The organism is Enterococcus sp. S53 (assembly GCF_016516865.1).
Lineage (GTDB): Bacteria > Bacillota > Bacilli > Lactobacillales > Enterococcaceae > Enterococcus_D > Enterococcus_D innesii.
Genome location: NZ_JACVUH010000009.1, coordinates 100,925 through 123,668, shown reverse-complemented (window position 1 = coordinate 123,668; position 22,744 = coordinate 100,925). Strand labels below are relative to the sequence as shown.

At 42.2% G+C, this 22,744-nt stretch carries 25 protein-coding genes; 24 read left to right on the top strand and 1 reads right to left on the bottom strand.

Annotated features, from left to right (window positions below; genetic code table 11):
- The first annotated feature begins 625 nt into the window (after window positions 1-625).
- The 3 genes from IAE45_RS12380 to IAE45_RS12370 all read left to right on the top strand — a co-directional run bounded on the left by IAE45_RS12380 (window position 626) and on the right by IAE45_RS12370 (window position 2,457).
- Window positions 626-805: a hypothetical protein gene (locus tag IAE45_RS12380; protein WP_140966519.1), complete on the top strand. Its 180-nt coding sequence runs from the start codon at window positions 626-628 to the stop codon at window positions 803-805.
- Window positions 806-847: 42 nt separating this feature from the next.
- Window positions 848-2,122, top strand: a complete 1,275-nt coding sequence (locus tag IAE45_RS12375) for a site-specific DNA-methyltransferase (RefSeq protein WP_200126523.1) — start codon at window positions 848-850, stop codon at window positions 2,120-2,122.
- A 131-nt stretch (window positions 2,123-2,253) separates the two neighbouring features.
- Window positions 2,254-2,457: a hypothetical protein gene (locus IAE45_RS12370; RefSeq protein ID WP_200126521.1), complete on the top strand. Its 204-nt coding sequence runs from the start codon at window positions 2,254-2,256 to the stop codon at window positions 2,455-2,457.
- On the opposite strand, the gene IAE45_RS12365 is transcribed toward IAE45_RS12370, so the two are convergent.
- Window positions 2,458-2,976 (bottom strand): hypothetical protein, encoded by a 519-nt coding sequence (locus IAE45_RS12365; RefSeq protein ID WP_200143132.1) that lies wholly within the window; start codon window positions 2,974-2,976, stop codon window positions 2,458-2,460.
- Window positions 2,977-3,068: 92 nt separating this feature from the next.
- Between IAE45_RS12365 and terS the strand changes: the two genes are divergently transcribed.
- The 21 genes from terS (at window position 3,069) to IAE45_RS12260 (ending at window position 22,734) form a co-directional block, all read left to right on the top strand.
- Window positions 3,069-3,962: a phage terminase small subunit gene (gene terS, locus IAE45_RS12360; RefSeq protein WP_200126517.1), complete on the top strand. Its 894-nt coding sequence runs from the start codon at window positions 3,069-3,071 to the stop codon at window positions 3,960-3,962.
- A complete protein-coding gene (locus IAE45_RS12355) occupies window positions 3,937-5,232 on the top strand; it encodes a PBSX family phage terminase large subunit (RefSeq protein ID WP_200126515.1) in 1,296 nt (431 codons plus the stop codon). Before terS ends, IAE45_RS12355 begins: the two co-directional genes overlap by 26 nt.
- Before the next feature lie 14 nt (window positions 5,233-5,246).
- Complete coding sequence (locus IAE45_RS12350; RefSeq protein ID WP_200126513.1) at window positions 5,247-6,785, top strand: phage portal protein; 1,539 nt, start codon at window positions 5,247-5,249, stop codon at window positions 6,783-6,785.
- 4 nt (window positions 6,786-6,789) lie between these two features.
- Window positions 6,790-7,938: a phage minor capsid protein gene (locus tag IAE45_RS12345; protein WP_200126511.1), complete on the top strand. Its 1,149-nt coding sequence runs from the start codon at window positions 6,790-6,792 to the stop codon at window positions 7,936-7,938.
- A 168-nt stretch (window positions 7,939-8,106) separates the two neighbouring features.
- On the top strand, window positions 8,107-8,352 hold the full coding sequence (locus tag IAE45_RS12340) for a hypothetical protein (protein WP_200126509.1): 246 nt from the start codon (window positions 8,107-8,109) through the stop codon (window positions 8,350-8,352).
- Between the two features lie 69 nt (window positions 8,353-8,421).
- A complete protein-coding gene (locus tag IAE45_RS12335) occupies window positions 8,422-8,613 on the top strand; it encodes a hypothetical protein (protein ID WP_200540051.1) in 192 nt (63 codons plus the stop codon).
- A gap of 131 nt (window positions 8,614-8,744) precedes the next feature.
- Window positions 8,745-9,320, top strand: coding sequence for a hypothetical protein (locus tag IAE45_RS12330; RefSeq protein ID WP_200126505.1), 576 nt, complete (start codon window positions 8,745-8,747; stop codon window positions 9,318-9,320).
- Between the two features lie 13 nt (window positions 9,321-9,333).
- A complete protein-coding gene (locus IAE45_RS12325) occupies window positions 9,334-10,218 on the top strand; it encodes a hypothetical protein (protein WP_200126503.1) in 885 nt (294 codons plus the stop codon).
- Between the two features lie 65 nt (window positions 10,219-10,283).
- The gene (locus tag IAE45_RS12320; RefSeq protein ID WP_233619049.1) at window positions 10,284-10,403 is read left to right on the top strand and encodes a HeH/LEM domain-containing protein; all 120 of its coding nucleotides are present in this window, start codon (window positions 10,284-10,286) and stop codon (window positions 10,401-10,403) included.
- A 29-nt stretch (window positions 10,404-10,432) separates the two neighbouring features.
- Window positions 10,433-10,888 carry a hypothetical protein gene (locus IAE45_RS12315; protein WP_200126501.1) on the top strand — a complete coding sequence of 152 codons (456 nt, stop codon included), beginning with the start codon at window positions 10,433-10,435 and terminating at the stop codon, window positions 10,886-10,888.
- A complete protein-coding gene (locus IAE45_RS12310; protein WP_200126499.1) occupies window positions 10,885-11,220 on the top strand; it encodes a putative minor capsid protein in 336 nt (111 codons plus the stop codon). The genes IAE45_RS12315 and IAE45_RS12310 overlap by 4 nt, the downstream gene beginning before the upstream one ends.
- Window positions 11,220-11,585, top strand: coding sequence for a minor capsid protein (locus IAE45_RS12305; RefSeq protein ID WP_200126497.1), 366 nt, complete (start codon window positions 11,220-11,222; stop codon window positions 11,583-11,585). The genes IAE45_RS12310 and IAE45_RS12305 overlap by 1 nt, the downstream gene beginning before the upstream one ends.
- Window positions 11,585-11,983: a phage tail terminator protein gene (locus IAE45_RS12300; protein WP_016610911.1), complete on the top strand. Its 399-nt coding sequence runs from the start codon at window positions 11,585-11,587 to the stop codon at window positions 11,981-11,983. The genes IAE45_RS12305 and IAE45_RS12300 overlap by 1 nt, the downstream gene beginning before the upstream one ends.
- Window positions 11,984-12,502, top strand: a complete 519-nt coding sequence (locus IAE45_RS12295; protein WP_200126495.1) for a phage tail tube protein — start codon at window positions 11,984-11,986, stop codon at window positions 12,500-12,502.
- A gap of 53 nt (window positions 12,503-12,555) precedes the next feature.
- Window positions 12,556-12,936, top strand: coding sequence for a hypothetical protein (locus tag IAE45_RS12290; protein ID WP_233619048.1), 381 nt, complete (start codon window positions 12,556-12,558; stop codon window positions 12,934-12,936).
- A 4-nt stretch (window positions 12,937-12,940) separates the two neighbouring features.
- The gene (locus tag IAE45_RS12285) at window positions 12,941-13,522 is read left to right on the top strand and encodes a Gp15 family bacteriophage protein (RefSeq protein WP_200126491.1); all 582 of its coding nucleotides are present in this window, start codon (window positions 12,941-12,943) and stop codon (window positions 13,520-13,522) included.
- Window positions 13,509-18,167, top strand: a complete 4,659-nt coding sequence (locus IAE45_RS12280; protein WP_200126489.1) for a tape measure protein — start codon at window positions 13,509-13,511, stop codon at window positions 18,165-18,167. The genes IAE45_RS12285 and IAE45_RS12280 overlap by 14 nt, the downstream gene beginning before the upstream one ends.
- A complete protein-coding gene (locus IAE45_RS12275) occupies window positions 18,164-18,919 on the top strand; it encodes a phage tail protein (RefSeq protein ID WP_200126487.1) in 756 nt (251 codons plus the stop codon). Before IAE45_RS12280 ends, IAE45_RS12275 begins: the two co-directional genes overlap by 4 nt.
- Complete coding sequence (locus tag IAE45_RS12270) at window positions 18,916-22,089, top strand: phage tail spike protein (protein WP_200126485.1); 3,174 nt, start codon at window positions 18,916-18,918, stop codon at window positions 22,087-22,089. The genes IAE45_RS12275 and IAE45_RS12270 overlap by 4 nt, the downstream gene beginning before the upstream one ends.
- The gene (locus tag IAE45_RS12265; protein ID WP_200126483.1) at window positions 22,086-22,526 is read left to right on the top strand and encodes a DUF1617 family protein; all 441 of its coding nucleotides are present in this window, start codon (window positions 22,086-22,088) and stop codon (window positions 22,524-22,526) included. Before IAE45_RS12270 ends, IAE45_RS12265 begins: the two co-directional genes overlap by 4 nt.
- Window positions 22,513-22,734 carry a hypothetical protein gene (locus IAE45_RS12260; RefSeq protein ID WP_200126481.1) on the top strand — a complete coding sequence of 74 codons (222 nt, stop codon included), beginning with the start codon at window positions 22,513-22,515 and terminating at the stop codon, window positions 22,732-22,734. The genes IAE45_RS12265 and IAE45_RS12260 overlap by 14 nt, the downstream gene beginning before the upstream one ends.
- The last annotated feature ends 10 nt before the right edge of the window (window positions 22,735-22,744 follow it).

Sequence of the window (22,744 nt, the reverse complement as noted above, 5' to 3'; positions counted from 1 at the left end):
TTAAAAAGAAAATCAATAAATTTATACAGGATATCAGTCACTCATACTCATAAAGAATGAATAGATAGTCTGTGGCGACGATAAAAGTTAGTTTGATTTGGGGTTTAGTTTAGGTTGAAATAAAAATGGAGCAGTTTAAAATCAGTCAGATTGCTAATCAATGAAATTTCGAAAGCAGCAAGTAGTTGATAAAGCAATGGTATCTCCAAATACAAACATGAAATAAATAAAAGAATTTACTTGTGATGAAGGGCATATCTACGACACATCAATCGATACATATTATATTAGAACTCTAGAGGGATATATGAAGATTACCTCGAGTAATTATAATATTAAAGGTGTTGCGGATGAAATTTATCCATGCAAATCGAAAATCTTTAATCAAACCTATGAAGTATATGGTGAAAAAATAACCACCGAGAGCTAGGAACTCGGTGGTTAGGCAGGTTGATTTGTATTTAGTGCATTCATCATGAAAGGTTCTTCTGCTGATTTTAGTATAACATAATTTTTAAATTTTTTTTCTCACAGCAAATTCATAAGATACTAATCAATCCTTTTAACATATGATCTGCTTCTCAGAGTTAACATGTTACCAACATAAACGAAGGGATTTGATCAAATGAACGCATTACAATTGGCTACTAAAATCAAAAATAATCCAGAGTGGAGAAAAGCTTACGACTGTATTGCAAATGCTAAAAGTCACGACATTAAAATGAAAGCTTATCAAAACTTCGAAAAAAAGTTTGGCATTAATTTGAACGATTCCATTGGCATTTATGTGAAAGGATTTCTATAAAAGTCTCTTAAATCAGAGGCTTTTTTATTTTGGGAGGAAACTATGAATATATCAAAAATGAAACTAGTTGATCTGAAAGCTGCTGATTATAATCCTAGAATTGAATTAAAACCGGGTATGGAAGAGTACGAGAAATTGAAGCAGTCCATCTTAGAATTTGGATTTGTGGATCCACCGATCTTTAACATACAGACTGGCAACCTCGTAGGAGGTCACCAGCGCGTCGCTGTGGCTCGAGATTTGGGTCTATTTGAGGAGATAGAGGTATCGATCGTAGATTTACATCTTGAGAAGGAAAAAGCCCTCAATTTGGCTCTCAATAAGATTTCTGGCAGTTGGGATGAAGAGAAGTTAGCCCTTATCTTAAAAGAACTCGGAGAAGAAGAGATCACTTTAACCGGTTTCGATTATGAAGAAGTCGAAGATTTAATTACTGCTTTTAATTACCAAGAAGACATTGATCAACCAATTGTTGAAGATGACTTTGACGTAAACCAATACATTGAAGATCATCCGGAACCTAAAACAAAGTGTGGCCAACTGTGGCAATTAGGCAATCATTTTTTGCTTTGCGGTGACTCGACAGATCAAACTGATGTTGATCGCCTAATGCAAGGAAATAAGGCGGATTTAGTTGTAACGGATCCGCCATATAATGTTGCTGTAAAGTCTAGCAATGAAGAACTAATGAATTCTGGTCGAGGTGAAATTCTCAATGATGATATGGATCACGATGATTTTGTAGGGTTTTTAGAGCAAATCTTTCTGAATTACGCGAAACTGATGCATGATCAAGCGGCAATTTATGTCTTTCATGGGTCTTCGTATCAGCGTGAGTTTGAAAATGCGATGAATGCTGCAGAGATCGATGTACGAGCACAATGCATTTGGGTTAAAAACAACGCTACCTTTGGCTGGAGTCAGTATCGTTGGCAGCACGAACCAGTGTTTTATGCTTACAAGCAGAAACAGGCACCTGAATGGTATGGGGATCGAAAACAAACTACGGTCTGGAAAGATGACTTGATTCAAGATATTCCTGATGTGAGTGTTTGGCAGATCGCTAAGGACGACGCCATGAAGTATTATCATCCAACACAGAAGCCGCTATCTCTCATTGCAATTCCCGTTAGGAATAGCTCGAAACGCGGCGACATTGTGGTTGATCTTTTCGGTGGATCTGGTAGCACATTAATGACCTGCGAGCAATTGCAGCGGTTCTGCTATACAATGGAGCTTGATCCAATTTTTTGCGATGTGATTATTGATCGATGGGAGAAATCGACTGGTAAAACTTCAGTATTGTTAGAAGAATAAAAAGAGGCCGGTGCGCTAACACCGACCCTTCCAACGAGGTTTGACCCCCGAAGACACAGAAACCACACGCGCGTGCTTTTACCTCAGTTCTGTGTCTTTTAGCATTATAATCTAATGCGAGGTGTCAAACAATGGGAACAGAGGATTTTGATATCGAATACGAAATAAAAAAAGCTGAAGAAAAGGCAGAAACAGTCGACGAGTATAAGCGAATCATTCGAGTTGCACTCGGGAAATGGCTGTCGAACCTGCAGACTGGGGAGATCAAACTCAATTCAGTAAGTGATCTGAAGGTATTGATCGAAGCTGATTTGATGCTTAAAGATATAGAATAGCTAAGTTGTCTTTTTATGTTTATGTACAAGCTCAATAAACAAATTTTTAATATTTTCAGTCTGATTGAATAGTCCAAATGCATTCAATCCGAAAAGAAAATATGATCCAATATCATTAACATAGGTAGATAGGGATTGGTGAAAAGGATTTTCCAAAGTTTGAGTTAGGGGAAATAAAGAATTAAGCATTCTTGAAGTATTATCAGCTAGTAGTAAGATCAGTTTTCCTATATTGTCAGTTATGTAGTCATCAAAGAAGGGAATAATCATTATTGTTGCAGAAATACCAAATATTAAATTAACTATTATTGTTCGCTTTCGCTTTTCACTAAGAAAAGGTTTTTGTGTAAACCCAATCATTAACATCATAAGGCCTAAGACCAGAGGGAATCCTTTGGTTATCCCTGGTATTGAAGTAACTTTGTTTACACTGAATGATAGTGAAAAAATAAAAGATAAAATAATAAAAGCGAAGACAAGTTCTACTAACATTAGGAATAAGGCTAAGTATCTGTTCATAGTAGACTCCTTAAGTATTTTCTTTTAATTATACCAGATAAATTAAAAACAAAACTCAACTAATCTACTGATCGTGAGGTGGTGCACATTGAATGGCTAGGCAACGAGATCCAAGAAGAGATGAAGCAAGAGAGATATGGCTAAAATCCGATGGCAAAAAGCTTTTGAAGGAAATTGCAGAAGAGTTAGGCGTTTCTGATTCGCAAATTCGAAAGTGGAAATCAATAGATAAATGGACCGTAGAATTGAAAGGTAATGTTACCAATGGCAAAAGTAACGTTACCAATCGAGGCGGTGCGCCACCGGGAAATAAAAATGCAGAAGGTAATCGGGGGAATAGTCGGGCAGCAGCGCCTGTAGGAAACAAAAATGCATTAAAAACAGGCGAGTATGAAACGATCTTTGCTGATTATCTTACAGATGAAGAGAAAGGGATTTATCAGTCGATCACTGAAGATCCTTTTTTTGTTCTGTCCGAAGAAATCCGACTCCTAAAAATTCGACAACGGCGAATGATGAAAAGAATAGCCGATACCGAAGCGGGATTGTCAGAAAAAGAGACAGAACAGCTCTTTGAGTTACGAGGGCGCAAAACTTTGGTTGAATCCAAAAAATCGGGACAGAAAATTCAAGTAGAGGTGCCTGATTTAGTATTGACTGAGTTGAAGGAACACTCTTTTCGCAGGATTGATGATGTACTTTCCATTGAGGATGCTTTGACACGAGTTAGCGCTCAATTGACAAAAGCAATTAAACAACTAAATGAATTATCCTTATCTGGTAGAAAAGTTACTCTGATGGAAGAACAAAAACGGAAGATGACCTTTGAAGCAGATATCCTTGAAAACAAAGCCGCTAAACTTGTACTTAAACAAGGTGAGCAAAGTAAAGTGCAAGGGCTCATTGATATTGGCCAAGCGCTTATTGGTCCAATAGAAGAAGATGAGGAGCGTGAAACAGATGAGTCAGTTGAAATTATCGACTAAGCAACAAGAGAATATTTTCCAATCACTCAAAGGGATCCGGATGGAACTGAATGAGGGAACGATTCGTTCTGGTAAGACGATGTCAGATGCACAGAAGATGGCATTAATATACGCTGGCCATCCAGATACGAATCATCTTATACTCGCCTATAATCAAGAACAAGCCTACAGAATGTTTATGGATTGCGAAGGATTTGGACTTGAACATATCTTTGCCAGCTGTGCAGAGATTCGACACGATGAGCATGGTGACCACTTATGGATCAATCTTCCGACAGGAGAAAAACGGATCTATTACAAAGGTGGCGGCAAAGTGAATGCGGTCGGTGCCATTACTGGGATGTCATTTGGGACTGTCACATTCTTAGAGTTTAATCTTCTGAATAAGGGGGTTATCGAAGAAGCTTTTCGTCGGACCAAGGCTTCTAGCTTTCGGTACCACCTTGCAGAACAAAACCCACCGGCACCAAATCATCCGAATCTTGAAACACTAAAGCCGTTTATTGAAACAGGATCTTTTAAATTCCGACACTGGCGGCCGCATGACAATCCTATCTTAACTAAAAAAGCTTTAAAAGAATGGGAAGCGGAGTGTAAAGTCTCGGAGTATCTACACAAACGTGACTGGCTGGGCGATCGTGTGATGCCCAAGGGCGTGATCTATTCAATGTTTAACGAAGATGCCCATATGACAAAAGAAATCATAGGCAAGCCTGTAGAAGCGTTCTTTAGTGCCGATGGTGGTCAAAGTGATGCGACAACTTGTTCGTTAAACCTCGTTACATGGAAACATGGAAAGTATTATCTCTATCGAATGGCCAACTTTTATCACAGCGGCGCTGATACTGGTGTCACAAAAGCAATGAGTGAGTATGCCAAGGAAATCAAGCACTTTAAGGAATGGTGCTATAAAGAGTGGGCATGGCTGCCGAAACATTCAAAATTCTTTGTCGATCCGGCGTGTAAGTCGTTGAGTGAGGAGTTGCGTGTATTGGGGATTTTCTCAACTAAAGCTGATAACAACTCAAAAGATAAAGTTACCAGCAACGGAACCAAAATTGAAGTAGGAATTGAACGAATGCAGAGCGCCTTATCAAAAGGACGCTTTTTTCTTTACGATCACGAAGGGAAATATGGCCATTATCATTTTATTAAAGAGTTAGGTATGTATGTCCGTAATGATAATGGCTACCCAGTTGATAAAAACAACCATGCTCTTGATGAATGTCGCTATGCAATTAATTACTTTACGAAACGCTATGTTCTTTAATAGGAGGTGGTCCAGTGTCATTCTGGCAAACAATAAAAAGAGTCTTTGGAAAGGGGGCGGTTGCGATAGGTGCAAAAAAAGAGCTTCAGAGTATTTTAGATCATCCCAAGATTCAAATGAGTCGTGAAGAGTATGATCGTATTCAAAACAGTTTGCTTTATTACCAGGGGTACACGCATTGTAATTCTGATCAGAGAGCAAAGGCAAATATCAATATGGCCCGCAAGGTTGCTTCTGAGTACGCGAAGGTAATGTTCAATGAACAGGCAGAAATCACGATCGGGAAAGAGGATAAATCTAAAAAATATGATGAAGCCAGTACTTGGATAGAATCTGTGTTTCAGCATAATGATTTCAAACGTAATCTGAGTAAGTACCTTGAACCAGCGATGGCACTTGGCGGATTGGTTGTACGACCTTATTTCAATGACAAATCAGAACAAATTGAGTTTTCATGGGCGCTACCTGACACCTTTTTCCCACTAGAAAGTAGCACTAACAAAATCGGTCAGTGTGCTATGGCATTCAAAACCACCAGGGTAGAGGGTGACAAAACTATATATTATACACTTCTCGAATTTCACGAATGGATTGAGGGGGAATATTGGATTTCCTTGGAACTTTACGAAAGCGAGAAACATAATGTATTAGGGATGCAGGTGTCTTTAAAAACTTTGGATCAATATGCCGAGTTGGATCCATCGAAGCGAGGGGAAGGAATCGAACGTCCGATTTTCTCTTATTTCAAAACTGCGGGATTCAACAATATCCACCCTTATTCACCATTGGGTGTTGGTGTTTACGACAACTGCAAACAGACACTTGATCGACTAAATAAAGCGTTGGATGCATTTGACCATGAAATTGATGTAGGAAAAAGACGAGCGGCTTTCCCTGAATCTATGCTAAGTGGGGTTCCTGACAATGGAACAGGAGAAACGAAATTAACCTTTGATAAAAATGACGACTTCTACGTTATTGTTCCTGGCACTAATCCAGATGAATTTAAAATCACTGATCTAACTCAAGATATTCGGACGGAACAGTATATCGGGGCAATCAATCATCGCTTGCGACTTCTTGAAATGGAAGTAGGACTTTCAACCGGAACTTTCGTCTTTGACGGTCAAGGCATCCGATCAACCAACAAGACCGCAACTGAGGTAATAAGTGAAAACTCGCAAACGTATCAATCGAGGAACCAGCAAACCACGGAACTTGAAGAGTTTATTCGTGATGTTGTACTTGCCCTTTGTGAGCTAGGACGAGCAACAGAAGTCGATGGAAAACCCGTGTTCGATGGAGAAGCTCCTACTCGGGAAGAAATAGGGGTAAATTTTGACGATGGAATTTTCTTAGATAAGAAATCAGAGTCAGATTATTATCGAGAGCTGAAAAATGATGGGCTGATTCCCGGATGGTTAACTTTAGCCAAAATAATGAAGTTGCCTGAAAGCAAGGCAAAAGATCTTTACCGACAAGCGCAATTAGATGTGGTCGATGAAACTACCGGGAAAATACGTGATTCTGGATACGAAGACTTCGAGGAGTGATTGAATGACAATTACACCAAAGCAATTAGAGATTGAGGCTTCTTACGTCCAAGATGCTTATATGGCGATGGAAGATGAAATCATGAAGATGCTTGTCCGCCAGTTAAACAGGCCGACAAGAACGCCGCTCACAGAAGACAACGCATTCCGTTGGAAGATAGAGAAGATGCAGCAATTAAATTTGTTGAATCAGCAATCGCTGCAGCAGCTGGTAAACGAAACAAGTCAGTATTCCTATGATCAACTACGTAAAATCATCGTGGATATGGGTTTTGAAGTCGTTTCGGATCTCGACAAGGATTTGTCAAATCAAACAGGAAAAGAACCACCGCCACGAACTGAGATCGACAATGTGATGGAGTCATATTTCAATCAACAGTGGCGTGATCTCGACAATCATGTCAATCAAACCCTGATAGATACCAATTACCCGAATAATCCGCTAGCTAAGATGTATCAGCAAGTTCTCAATGATACAGTGGTTAAAATCATTGGCGGCGCTAAAACACCTCAACAAGCCCTTAGAGAATCGATCTATGCGATGGTGGAAAAAGGGGTAATGACGACCTTTGTCGACAAGGCAGGGCGAGAATGGAGCCTTGAGCGGTACGTTCGGATGGTTTTAAAAGCAACCACTCATCGTGTTTATCAGGATCTACGGCTTAAGCGAGGCTTAGAACATGGCATCGTCACAGCTTTAATGAGTAGCCATATGGCTGCACGTCCGGCTTGTGCTCATATACAAGGCGGATGGGTGCTACTTGTTCGAACAGAGGATGCACCGGAAGAATTACGACACATTCCATCGATCTATAACCACGGATATGGTGAGGCCGACGGAACCCAAGGTATTAATTGTCGACATCGACTGTACATTCAAATCTATGATCCAGGTCTTGACGTCCATATGAATCAATATGATCCAAAACAAGCGATTGACAATGCGGACTTGGTTGCGAAGCAACGGCGCATGGAAGTCGCTATTCGTCGTGCGAAAAGGCAACTGAATGCCGCAACAACGATCGACAACAAAGAAGATATCCGACACTTTAAACAGCTGATCCGACGACGTCAAGCAGCGCTACGAGTATTTATCAGAGAGCATGATCAATTGTTGCGTCGAGATTATTCGAGAGAACAAGTATATTCGTAAAAGGAGTGAGCGATTTGTTTAGACCACATTATTTAAACGTTGAGAGAATAGTTGAAGAGCGGTGGAATTTCGTCGGTTTTTATGACAGAAAGGTACACACGCGTTCATTAGGTCGTAAATGGCCAGTAGACCGCACAAAAATCAGACGATCAAGAAGGAGAAAATAGTATGAACTTATCAATTAATAAAGGTGGACATATCACTGATCGCAAAGAAATTCATATCAATGGAAAAGCAATTGAAACTGATGGTTTAGTTGGTGCAACGGTAATTCAGAGAAAAGGTGAACCTGCTCAATTGATACTAACCTATGATATTGATGATTTATACGTCGATGAGTTAGTAGTTAAGCCATATAAAAATCTATCCGGTCTGATATCGGCAGCGGAAAGCGAAAAAAATGACGCAAGGTAAAAAGGTGTTGTGGTTGGAGATCAAATGTTGTGCAGTTGCATAGGTGAATTGGATGTCGAAGATTTGGGAGTGGGGGAAGGCGTAGGAAGTATAACTGCCGGTACTATCAAAGCCGCTGATATCAAAACACCGAATATTCCAAGAACAGATATAAAGGTTGATGGTATTACATCCAGAACAATCAAAGCTAATAGCACAACCATGCATGATATCGACCGCTTGGCTAAACAAATCGCAGAAAAAATGCGTAGAAGTCTTTAATAAAGTCATCATAGCGATGGCTATTTATTTTGCCTTCTTACTGCTTACAGGCGTTAAAGAGAAAGCTGTCTCGGGTGATGGACGTAACCATTAAATTTATCGGGTTGTGGCGTAACCACTAGGAGGTCACTATGAAAGGAATGTCTAAGCGAATGAAGATGAATTTGCAGTTTTTTGCAGATCCTGAGTCTGAAACAACTAATGATGAACAGTCACAAGTTGAGGAGTCTCAAACAGAAAACGAGCAAGAGTCGGTTTCTGAGGAAAAAGAAACGTCCCCGAAGAAGTATTCTCGTGATGATGTAGGCAAGATGGTTGCTGCAGAAACCAAGAAAGCCGTGGAGAAAGCAAAAAAAGAGTGGGAGAAAACCAACTCCAACGATGCCGGAGAAGAATCCTCAGGTCAGAACCAGAATGAAACATCTGCCCAAGAAAAACTGGCTCAAAAAGAGGCGGAGCTAGCTAAAAAAGAAATCCGTCTAGAATACCGGGAGAAGGCACAAGAAGAAGGGCTACCGTTGAAGATCATTGATTTGATTGATTGCAGTGATGCTGAAAAAGCAGAGGCGTCCTTTGGATTGGCTAAAGAGATCTTAGGCGAAAACACCTCAAAGAAAAAGAAAAAGCAGTTTGTCAGTGGTGGGAATCCTCAGTCGGGAAACCCGGATCAGTTAGACCCGTTTTTAGCGGGATTAAAAGGAAAATAGGAGGAATTTTTAAATGACAGTTACAGTTCAAAATTACGCAGAGAAATGGCAGAAAGAGTTAGATCAAACCTTGCAACAAGAATCATTAACAGCAGAGTTAGAAACGCCCGAGGTGAATTGGTTAGATGCGAAAACGTTCCGTGTTCCTCATATTAAAACTTCGGGTTATCAGAATCATAATCGTGAGAAAAAAGGGTTCAATTCTGGGAAAATTACGGTTGAGGATGTCCCTTACACTTTGGATTTTGACCGTGATATTGAATTCTACGTTGATAAAGCAGATGTTGATGAAACGAATCAGGCAGCGTCAGCTGGAAATATTACCCGTGAATTCTCTAAGGAGAATGCAACTCCGGAGATGGATGCTTACCGTTTTTCTAAATTAGCAGCCTATGCTGAAAAAGAGGGACTTTCACAGGATGAAAAAATCACCAAAGAAAATGTTGTTGGAACATTAAAAGCAGCTATTCTAAAAACGCGTCGTTACGGGACACAGAATTTGATTCTTTATGTTTCTTCTCAAGTTATGGATTGCCTAGAACAAGCCCCTAACTTTACACGGACTATTAGTGTAGATTCTGCAGGTACGCAAATTGAAACTCGTGTGACGAGTCTTGATGGCGTTCGTATTAAAGAGGTATGGGCAGAAGAGCGTTTTTATGACTCTTTTGATTTTACAGAAGGATTTGTTCCAAAAGATGATTCTAAACAATTGAATTATTTGTTGGTAGCAAAACCTGCAGTAATTGCAAAAGCGAAATTTGCAAGTGTCTATTTATTTGCGCCAGGTCAAGTAGGCCAAGGCGATGGTTATTTATACCAAAATCGCATTTACCATGATTTGTTCAAGATGAAGCATCAGGATAATGCGGTAATCGCTTCTACGTTGTCAAAGTAGAGACCCCGGAGGAGCCGGGGGAGCCTGATAAGAACGAAAGTGGCAATGAGGTAGAAGGTCAGTCATTGGTTATCGATGACATGAAGGTTGATGAGCTTAAAGCTGAGTTGGATCGTCTAGGGATTGAGTACCCGGCTGCTGCCAAGAAACCAGAATTAATTGAGCTGTTAAGAGAGAGTGAATAATCACTCTCTTTTTTCATGGAGGTGAAACCATGGAGCGATTACGTAGAAAGCCGTTGAATGAAATCTTTGACGATCAGGAAAGCATCGAGTCATGTGGCTATTTATCTCTCAAAGAGTATAAACGCTTGGTAGACAAAGAAACGGAACTGACAGAAAAAGATTTCCGGAAGCTTCTTAGGAGAGCCAGTGCATTGTTAGACATCCAAACGAGACGTTTCTATCAACGCAATGATCTCGAATCAGATATTCCAATGCGCCGCAATGCCTTTAAGTTGGCTGTTGCCTATCAAATCGAGTACATGCATGAAGCAGATGCCACTACCACGTTTGGCATGCAGGAGCCTGACAGTTGGTCCATAGGACGGATGAGTGTTTCTAAGAGCAAAGGTGGTTCATCATCCACAAATGAAACGCCTTTGCTTTCTGGGGACGCTATGCTGCAGTTGTCAGGAACCGGGCTGTTATATCGTGGGGTGAGTCGATGAGAATGCCACCAAAACGATTCTTCCCTCATGCAATGATCTATCGGAAGAAAATTGGTGTAACCACAAGAGGCGAACCAATTCTTGAGGATGAGCTTGTCATTGAGCATGTCCGTTTCGATGACACAGTCAAGTTTGAGCCGAGGGATATTGATGGGAAAGTACAAACGCCCAATGCATTGATCTCTATGGTGAAGAAATATACTGGACCATTACCGGAGTTTTCGGTTGCGGATCAAATTGAACTCTTTGGAAAGCAGTACACGATCGCAAAAGTTGTACCGCTGACTGCTGATTCACCTGATCCATTTGGCTATGAGATTGAGGTGGTCTGATGAGTGGAATCAAGATTGACATTGAGCTAGGTGGTGTCCGGTCAAAGCTTAGTGAAGATAACTTGGGGCTTGGTCAATTGAACATGGCCAACCGGATGCTTCAAACCATGAACGAAACTGTGGTGCCGTGGGACACCATGCATTTGAGAGACACTGGACACGTCTCTGGACGTGGAAATCAGCTGATATTTGATGCACCTTATGCCGGACCTCAGTACTATGGTGGCCGGAAACATCCGGTAACTGGTTTTTGGATCCCATTTGTCAATAAACAACCTGGCACTGGTCCTTTTTGGGATGAAGCAGCTAAACCGTTATTCATGAGTGACTGGTTACAGGCATTTAAGATTGGAGCGAAACTATAATGGATTTTATTGATCGGCTGCAAGAAGTAGCCAGCAAAATCGATGTACCAGTGATCATCCAAGCCATCGATCAGGAGGAGTCAATCCGGTTGGCACCTTTACCGGGAGGACGTACAGCGAAATCGTACATGAATGGCGACAAGGTCAAGGAATTGCCTTTTGAATTCCGATTTAAAACGAAAAGTTTTTCTGGCGATCGAATCATTTATCAATTGTCAGAGATCTTAGAAAATGTGACATCTATCCCATCTGAAAATGGTTCTTATCAATTCATGGCGTTGACGATTGCCAATGAACCTTTTTTACTTGGACAAGATGATCAAAAATTCTTTTATTATCGCTTAGTTGTACAAGCAAAACTTTATATCAAAAAACGAAAACAGGAGAGTGAAGACTAAATGAAAAATGTAAACAGCGAGCGTGGCCATTTTATTGCGCCATTTACGAGTATCAACACAGCACCTACGGAGTCGGCATGGGTAGAATTGGCTGACGGAATTGAAGACATTTCGGACGCAAGTACGGAGGCTACAGAAGAAAAGTCTTACTACAATGGCGTGACAACAAACTTGGTTAACCGTGTATCTGGTGCCTACAATGTCAGCGGAGATTACGATTCTGAAGATCCTGCGCAGAAAATTGTCGCAGATATGAAATACAAAACGGGTGTTGGACGAAAAGTTTGGCATCGAGTGGTAAGTGCCGACAAGACGAAACAATGGACTGGTCATGCGACAGTGACGGACATCGTGGCAGGATCTGGTGCAGCGGATACTACGGAGGACTTTTCTTGTACGATTACCTATGACGCAACACCAACAGAGAGTGTCCCGGGATCTGGGGGGAATAATGCAGATGCGGCGTTGAATTCGGCGCCAGTTAATGCTAAGGCAAACAAGAAGGAAGAAACCAAGTAAGAGAGGCGTTTATCGCTTCTCTTTTTACATACAAACGAATGGAGGCAACAACAATGGTAAAAATCCAAGTAAAACTAACACAGTTACCAATTGAAATTGGCGAACATACATTTTACGTCGACACATCGGAAAAAGGTGCAGAAGCCTTTTGGAAGTTAGTTTCAGGGTATGCGTCCAACTCTGCAAAGATCACTGAAAAAATAGAAAAAGAGACGATCACACCTGAAAGAGCGGATAAGCAAGCGCAAAAAGAACTGGAGAAAGTGATCAATCAGCTTTTGGGCGATGGAGCATTCGAAAAACTATATGAGCTTTCCCCAGACTATACCTTCATTTCTGAGTACTACATGGAAATTTGTTCAGCGGTAGGAGAAGAGCTTGGTGGTCGAAAGAAGCAGTATTTTGAAAAAATGCAGCACTACTTAGAAGGTTAAATCAATGAAATTACAGTATCGATTAGAAGACACGGTGGAAATCGAAGATGTAAGTTATCCGATCGATCTTTCTTTCGATACGGTACTTCGCCTTTTCGATTTATTAAAAGACCCGGTTCTATCGGAGTCAGAAAAAATACTTTTAGGCATCAATCTGTTGCTGGGTGTTTCATTTTTATATGACATTGAAACACAAAATACGATTTTGTTATCTATCTTGGAGACGTTTGATATTTGGGAAAAGCCGAAACCACGATACGACAAGAAAGGCAACAAATTAAAACCAAAAATGAAAGAGATTGCGGAACAGCATTTCTCTTTTAATTACGATGCGCCAAATATTTACGCAGCCTTTTACCAAGCATACGGAATCGATCTGTTTGATCAGCGAGGAAAAATGAGGTGGGAGAAATTTATTGCTTTATTCGGGGGACTGCCGGATGAAACAAGATTCCGCCAAATCGTATCCATTCGGACGAAAAAAATGCCAACAGGAAAAGGGAACAAAGAAGCAAAGGATGAACTTCGAAAATTGAAGAAACTTTATGCGCTACCGAAAGAAGGTGAAGAAGATGAGCAGAAGTGATGGTAAGGTAACAATCGACATAATCGTCAATGGGAAACAAGTTACGAAAGAGATCGACACAGTCGAACAAGGCTTTTCCCGATTGGGTAAAAATGCCGATGATGTGATGAAAAAAGTCGGCACTGATATGGGGGTAAATACTGAATCAGGAGCAAAATCAGCGAACAAAGCAGTTGATTCGGTTGAAAAGACTGTCTCAGAATTAGGTAAGACGACTGAATCCTCAACGGCAAAAGCCGGTAAGTCTTTGGGAGATAACTTTGACTCTGGAGCCAAGGGAGCGAATCAAGCGACGGACAGCGTAGTAAAGGGCATCGTTTCGCTGACGGCCACCACAAGCACAGAACTAGCAAAATCAGGCCGTGTGATGGGTGAATCTTTTGAATCAGGTGCTAAGAGTGCGAATCAATCAAACGATAGCATTGTAAAATCGGTCGCGAGCCTTGTTTCTTCTGTTGAATCTTCGACACCTGGCATGGGTAGAAGTATCAGCGAATCGTTTCTTGTTGGTGCTAAACAGGCAACAACTTCGACCGATGCCATTACAAAGTCCGCTGCTCAAATGGTTTCTCACGTAGAAATTTCATCTACTAAGGCTGGGAAAAGCATTGCGACTAGCCTAGAATCTGGCTCAAAAGATGGCGCGAAAACAGTCAGTGCCGCCGTTGATGCTATGAAGAAAGATCTTGTTTCTTTAGCAGATGAGGCGGAAAAGTCTGGCTCGAAAATGAGTGCTTCATTTGAACAACCGACACCTAAAGCCAATATCCTGACTGACAGCGTCGGGAAATTAAGTGCAGCAATGTTGATCACCAAGGGTGCAACAGCAGCTCTATCGATGGCTAAGGGATCGCTAGATGGCGCGTTTGGGCGTATCGATACACTGAACAACTTTGAGAACACAATGACTCGCTTAACTGGTAGCTCTGAAGAAGCAGCTGCAGGGATGGAAGGCGTTCGAGATGTGGTTGTTGGTACAAACTACATGCTAGATAGTGCCGCTCAGACTGTACAGCGCCTCGTAATGCAAAATGGCTCACTGGAACAATCGACGAAGAGTTATCAAATCTGGGGTGACGCCGTGGCCATGTATGGTGACGGTGCTGCGGAAACGATGGATAACGTAATGGATGCAATGATCCAAATGAGAGCCACCGGCACAGTAAACATGGCTCAAATGGATCGAATGGTCCGTCGTGGTGTTGATCCTTGGAAAATCTATGAAGATGCGACTGGCGAGAGTATGCAAAGTATCCGTGATGCATTACGTGATGGATCTTTAGAAGCCAATGATTTCTTCGACAAGGTTGAGCAAGCCATGCGGGATGGTGGGAACGAACTCACCTCAGTTTCCGGCATGGCTCAGCAAGCCGGAGATACATGGGCAGGATCATTTGCCAATATGGCCACCGCTACAAGCCGAGGAACTGCCAACATTATTGCATCGATGGATGATGCTTTTTCGGAGACGCGTTTCGGATCCATGAAAGAAAATGTTCAGGGGTTCGGTAAAACGTTCGAAGGAGCACTGAATGGAATTGCTGGTGTAATCCCTCCTGTTGTGTCGGCTGTTGACACAATGGCCGGTGGGGTGATTGCTGTGAAAGACGCCTCTGCGGATGCAGCGCCTTATATCATTGGGCTTGGGACAGCGTTTGGTGGTTTGCTGATTATTCAAAAAGTTGCGGTTGGAACGACAACCTATATACAAATGTTGAAATATCTGACAGGTGCTACTTCTGCAGCTACCATGGCTACTAAAGTTGATACTGTCGCAACTAAGCTAGCAACAGGTGCAAATACAGCGAATGCTGCCTCTCTTAAAGGTGCGATTGCAGCACAGAAGACCTATACGTTAGCAACTAATGCAGCAACTGTAGCTACTAAGGCTTTCGGAGTTGTTAAAGCCCTTGTTTTAAATCCTGCACTAGGCTTAACCGTACTAGCATTGGGAGCAGCTGGAGTAGCGGCCGCCAAAATGGGTATAGATTTCTTTGCGGCACGTAAGAAAGCCAAAGAGTTAGCAGGTGATTTAGATGATCTGGGTAGTGGATTAGAAAGCCTTGAAAAGAATTCTGAATCAAATGCGACCGCTTTTGAGACGCAAGGAAAAGTCATTGAATCCAATATGGAGCGAAACAAAGATCTCGCAGCTGAGTTGCAACGTTTATCTGAAATCGAGAACAAGTCAGCGGCTGATAAGAAGCTAATGACCGATTATGTTGATGAACTAAACAATTCTGTGTCCGGATTGAATATGTCTTATGACGAAGAAACAGGGTTACTGAGTGCCACAACAGAAGAAATCAACAAACGCATTGAAGCTTCGAAAGGCATGGAAGAAGTTAGTCGCCTCGTCGATCGTCAAAATCAGTTAGCACAAGAGGCTGCTGAATATGAGACTGCACTAAAAGAGGCTACGGACGCACGAGCGAAAATTGCTTATGACGCTGCAGTTGAAGGTGTGGATGGCAAGAAGGTATACGGCGAAGCCCTTGAAGACTTAGCCGGTAAAGAAGATGCTGCACATGAGCAATTAGAAGCCATTAAAGCAGAACAAGCTAAACTTTACGAAGAAGAAATGGCAATGAGAGAAGAAGTCGCCGCAACAAACAATGAAGCTAATGCAATGATGATCGATTCATACAACCATTTATCAGAAGCCCAAAAAGAAGCGCTCAATTCTATGAACGACATGTACAAGAAACTTGTCGAACAATCCACGAATGCATTTGAGACCATGGAACAAAAAGAGTCCATAAGTTTAGACAAAATGGCGGAGAACCTCAAGAAGAATGCAGAAGCCATGGAAAAATGGTCAACTAATGTCGCACTTCTTGCAAAAGCAGGTGTTGACGATGGTATCATAATGCAACTTGAAAAGATGGGACCTGCTGGGGCTGAACAAGCTGAGCGATTGGTGAAAGAAACCGGTGCTGGCTTGGATGAGCTACCGGAAGAAGGAAGAAAACAGATTGAGAAGCTAAACGAGGCAATGGGTACCTCAATGAGCGAAGCGATGGATAGTACAGCTCGTATTGCTGGTGAAGAGGCAGAGGTTGTTGTTGAAAAAATCGGTCTGATTCCTGAAAAAACCGAAGCCTCTCTCAGAAAAGGTTTTGAAGGTCAAGATTTTGCTCAGTGGGGAAAATACCCGGTTGATGAGGTTACAAAAGGTCTAGAAGAAGGCGAAGAACAAGTTGCAGAAGCAGCAGAGAGTATCGCCCAAGTCCCGGGACAAGTGATCGAAGAAACGATTGCCGAAAAAGACTATTCGCAAGTCACTGACCCGCTAGTCAAAGAGTTCGGAGATGGACTTTTGGGTGGGATCCAACCTGTGGGAGATGCTTCAAAAGAATTAGCTGAAACACCTGAGAAACTATTTGGTGAAGTGATCGATCAAGATGTTTTTGTCGCTCACGGTGAGACGCCGGGTAAAGGATACGTGGAAGGCATCAATCGAAGTAAGGAAGCAGTTCAGGCAAGTGCCGCCGAATTATCAGGTGTGCCACGAGAAGTCTTTGAAAAAGAAATGGATCCAGAAACGTTTAAAGGATTCGGCGTAAATATTGGGGAAGGTGCAGCTGGAGGGATAGATCAATCTGCACCGCAAGTCGAAAACGCCACAAAAAATATGGCTGAACTGGCAAACAAGGCCTTCCGGAAGGAAAATGATATCAACTCACCGTCCGGTGTTTACCGAGAATATGGGGGTAACATTACGACCGGTCTTGCCCAAGGGATCGAGCAAAATAGCAGCGCACCTGAACGAGTAATCACACAGTTGGCTAAAAAACTGATGTCTTTACTGGATAAAGAACTCAATGCCAATCAGATGGGCAAACAGATCGGGAAGCCGATGGTCGAAGGAATCGCCCAAGGGATTGATCAGAATTCTTCCAAAGTACTTAGTTCAATTGCCAAGATGACGGATGAAATGGTCAAAAAGTCCAAGAAGGCTGCAGAAGACGTCGTTAAGGAATTTGAAAAGATGGATCGTGATGTCGATCGAACTTTGCAGAACATGCCAAGGATCGCCACAGCCACTATGCGTGAATCAAATCAAGCCTACCGTGAGGGGATGCGAGATGCGAATGACACAATCCGTGAAGGTGCTCAACGCATGCCTGACCAGATGAGCCATTTGCCTGATCAATTTTATCGTATCGGACAAAATTCTATGATCGGTTTAAATAACGGATTGGTCGCTGGTCAAGCACAAGTATTGAATACTGCAGCTACGATTGCCAATCAAGTGTCTCAAACGATGCAGCGCGCCTTAGATATCAATTCACCATCGAAAGTGATGATGATGGATGTGGGACGATGGATTCCAGCTGGTATCGGTGAAGGGATTGAACGATTCAAGCATTTTGCACTAGATGCTATTGAGGACTTAGGATCACAGTTGGTCTTGCCGAATATCCAAGCAGAATCGGTGGCCATTGCGGGTAATGCAGGCTTTGGATTATCGTTGCCAGCGGTTAAGAGTGAATCGACAACCACCAACCAAACGATCCATAATACACCGCATATCGATATTCATTTTGATGAAATTACAATCAATGACAATCTTGATATTGCTGAGTTATCTGAATTGCTCGCAGCACACACAGCTGATGAAATGAGGAGGTCATTAGAATGACAAATGAACCGTATTTTGAATTTAATGGCCATAAGTCGATCGATAAGAATCTTTATCTCCTAAATGAGATGGAGTTGACGATTCCTGAATCGGATCTACGCTTTGACGAGGTCGATGGCCGACAAGGTGCGATCATTTACGACAATGAACGAGAAAAAGATATTATCAAGACATTTCCCATGGAACTTAGAAAAGAAGCAGACAACTCGCTTTTCCAGCAAGTCAGAGAAATTACTCACTGGCTGAAGGAACCCAAGCGATACAGTCGGCTTCTTTTTTCTGAGGATCCGGAATACTTCTACGAAGGCATCTTTCATTCGCAAGTTCGTATTCTCGATCGATGGCGTGATCACTTTGACGTGGCCTTGCCTTTTCGATGCAAGCCAGTAATGTTTCGGCTTGATGGCCAAACTTCAACTGCCCACGTGTCTGGGCGAACCTTGGAGAACCCCGAACCAATTGAATCATTGCCGTTGATCCAATTTAGATATAGCGGTACGGCAGACGCGACCCTGACCATTAATAGTCGGCAGTTTCGAATCCTGAGAGCGGCCGGTGCTGGCATGATTACGATCGACAGCGAGCTAGGAACGGCTTATCGAGATGGCATAGCCAATATCTCAAGTGCGATCTTGATGCAAAGTGATGGCTACCATGTCCCCGAGTTACGACCGGGAACAAACACGATTTCGTTTACAACTCAAATCACACAAATGACGATTACGCCAAGATGGAGGGTGACTGCAATATGAGTGTGCCGATTTTATACGACAAAGCAAACAATGATTACAGCACGCTTGGTCTAGGGCTTTTAAAAGAGTCAAGCAACGTTTTTGCGACAAGAAAAAGGAATAACTTTCCTTTTTTAGAGTTTACCTATCCTGTGTTTGGTGTCCTATTTTCACAGCTTGAGAAAGGGAAGAAAGTTGTGGTCGATGTAGGACCAGGAACGAGATCAAAGCATCAACGATTTGAAATCGTCCGGATCACTAAACCACAAAATGGGATTGTATCGGTTTACTGTGAACATATCGCATTGATTACTGAAAAAACAGCACTAAACAAAGGACAGAAGCACACTGCTATTTCGGCGCAAGAAGCGTTGAGCCAGTGGCGTGCTCTTTTAGTTCCGCAACGTGATTTTAGCGTGTTTACGGATCTGACGACCGTCACCGCGATAGACTTTTCCGAAGTTGGCCACTTCGAAAGCGCAGCGGAGGCACTAGGTGGTAAAGAAGGCTCAATTCTTCAAAAATACAATGGTGAATATATTTTCGATAACAATGAAATTCGCTTGATGCGAGAAGGTGGTAAGGAGACCGGCGTTGTTATTGCTTATGGTAAGAACTTAGTGGATCTCGTGCAAGAGGAAACGATTGAGAGTACCTACACATCGATTCGCCCTTATGCTCGGGCAAATGAAGAAGGTGCCAGTGAGTTAGTTCTTCCGGAAGTCATTCTGGATAGTTCCCATGTCGACAAGTTTCCGGAACGTCGAGTTCAGACGGTGGATTTCAGCAGCCGCAATCCTCAGACTGTGGCTGAGCTTCGGCAGTTTGGGCAGTACTATATTTCGAGCAACCAAGTAGGGGTACCTAAAGTCAATCTAAAAGTGAAGTTTGCGGATCTATACAGCGCAACTGGACAAGAACAACATCGACAATTAGAACAGCTAGAATTGTACGACACTGTGACAGTGGCCTTTAATAAGCTAGGTGTTAACGTCAATGCGAAGATCAATCAGACGGTCTGGAATGTCTCGTTAGACAAATACGAATCCATTGAGATTGGCGATTCAAGAGCCACGCTAGGATCTAATCAAAAAGAACAAGATCGCGATCGAGACGAACAGATCAATCGACCACCGATTATTGGTCCCGGAAACATAGCCAATGTTCGACCTGGCACGATTACAAATTTAGTCGCCTATGGTGGTTTTAGCCAAGTACTACTGCATTGGGATATGCAGGGGCTGACCGTTCGAGAGTATGAGATCTATGGATCCCAAGAAAAAGGATTTGTTCCGGGGCCTAGTAATTTGTTAGGAAAGACAAATGTCAATGCCTATACCCACGGAACAGAAACAAAACTGCAGTGGTATTACCGAGTAAGGGCGGTCAATCATCATGATGTAACAGGTAATTTCAGTGAAGAAGTGTTTGGCCAGACGGCAAATACCAAAGATCTCGATGAACTCGAAGGCATCTTGGACGATCTAAACAATCGGATTCTTCCGGAATTAGATGAACGTCTGACAGAGAATGATCAGCTGCTTTATGATCTGAAGCAAAATATTTTACCGGATCTTGAAGGGCGGTTAAAAGATCTAGAAGTCGAAATGGATATACTCACCACTGTAAGGTTACCGGGACTTGAGCAGAAATTGATCGATAACGAGCTTGCGTTGAATGAGTTGAATAATGTCTCGCTACCACTATTGGATGAGCGGTTGAAGTCAGCCGAACAAAATTTCCTCGATGCACAAAAACGAATCGATGATGCAATGGCAGATATTCGAGATGTTGAGGATCTGCTTTCTGATTGGCAATGGGAGGACACAGTCGAGATTGATGGGGGCAAGATCCGAGCCAATACGATCCAAGCTTTATCGATCGTTGCTGGAAGTATCACTACCACGCAAATTCGTGCAGGGAGTATTGTGGGTAATGATTTGGCCATTAATACAATTACAGCTAGAGAAATCAATGCCCAAACAATTACTGCGAACGAACTGGCTAGTGACTCAATTATGACTCGTCATATTCGGACCAACGCAGTTACGGCCAATGAAATCGCAGCACGAACAATCACAGCAACGGAAATCGCAGCAGCAACGATTACAGGAACGCAGATTGCGGCGGATACGATTCGAGGAAATCATATTTTTACAAATACGATTACTGCTGATAATTTAGGCGTTAATTCAGTTACTGCAGTGAAAATCGCTTCTAATGCAGTGACAACAGTGAAGTTAGATGCTGAAGCGGTGACTGCAGCAAAGATTGCAGCAAATACGATCACAGCAGCGCAGATAGCAGCGAACACAATTACTGCCAATGAAATCCGTGCGCAGACGATCGTGGGAGACAGCATTGCTTCTAACGCCATTATCGCTCGTCACATTACCGCTAATTCAATCATAGCAGGTAAGATTGCATCGGGAGCAGTAACTACTGCAAAACTTGCGGCAGGTGCAGTCACAGCTACTACGATTGCAGCACGTGCCGTTTCAGCAGATAAATTGGCTACGAATGCTATACAGGTTGGGTTTAATGCAATGGGGAATACCTTAACTTTAACGCCAACCACATTGACGTTTAACCGATCGGCTAATATCCGGTTTATGGAACTGACAGGGACGTCCTTACAATTCTACAACACCGCTACGTCCAATATTGGTGGATTTGAACGAAGTACCACAGCTGCTGGTAATCCATGTGTTGCCTATCACGCTAGAAATAGTGCAAGTTTGATTTTAGGACGTGGAACGAATACCGGGGGAATCATTCTTCTTGAAATCAGAGCAAACAGTGGAATCATTCAAATGTTCGGAAATTTGAACATGAACGGATGGTCGGTAACCAATCAATCCGATGTTCGCCTAAAAGAAAACATTGAAGATACAGCCGTAAATGGGATCCAAGAAACAAAACGGATCCATATGGTTGATTTTGAATGGAAACAGGGTTACCGAAATCAGAGTTCTAAAGTTACTATTCCAAATGGAAAACAGTTCGGGATGATCGCTCAGGATGTACCGTTTCTTCAAGCACCAATTGAAGACGATGACCATTATTTGAGAATTGACATGAATAAGCAAGTAAACCTGAATACCAAGACCAATCAGGAGTTGATTGCGATTGTTGAAAGCCAAGAACAGCGTATTCAAAATTTAGAACGAGAAATGGAGAAAATCGCATGAAGATTACACTAAAGAATTATGAACTAGGTACTGCCTTAGCCTTTGTTGCAAAAATGGACTTAAAGGCTGCGAGTGCTAGCCGACACCGATCAAAATTTAAAAAAGAACTGTTGAAAGCAGTTGAAGGGCTACAAGAGTCAGAAATGGAATTGTACGATCAGTATGGTGAAAAAGATGCTGATGGAAAGCTGGTCATCAACGAAGCACAGACAGGATATGAAGTGAAAGATTCCGAAAAGAATCAGTTTGCACAAGAACTGCATGCCTTGTTAGATGAAGAGGTCGTGATCGAGAGAGGCTTATATGCCAAGAATTTTTCTTTGTTTGGTAAGGTGCTAGCTGATTACAATGGTGTGATTTCAGGGAAAGAAGCCGATATTTACGATCGCTTGATGGATGAATTTGAAAAGGAGGAAAATCAAGATGTTAAAGACTAATACGAGCAGCAACTTTACAGGGCAGGTCATGATCGATGAAAAGATGGTTGTCTACCTCTCTGCATCGATTGATGGAGATCAAGACGTTTCAACTTCACCAAGCATTAGTATTCAAGATCCTGAGTTATACCAAAAGAATAAAAAGACTTGCCGTGAAGGGATTCAAGAATTTTTGAAAGAACTGTGGGCGTTAGAAGACAAAGCTTGAAGGAGGACGG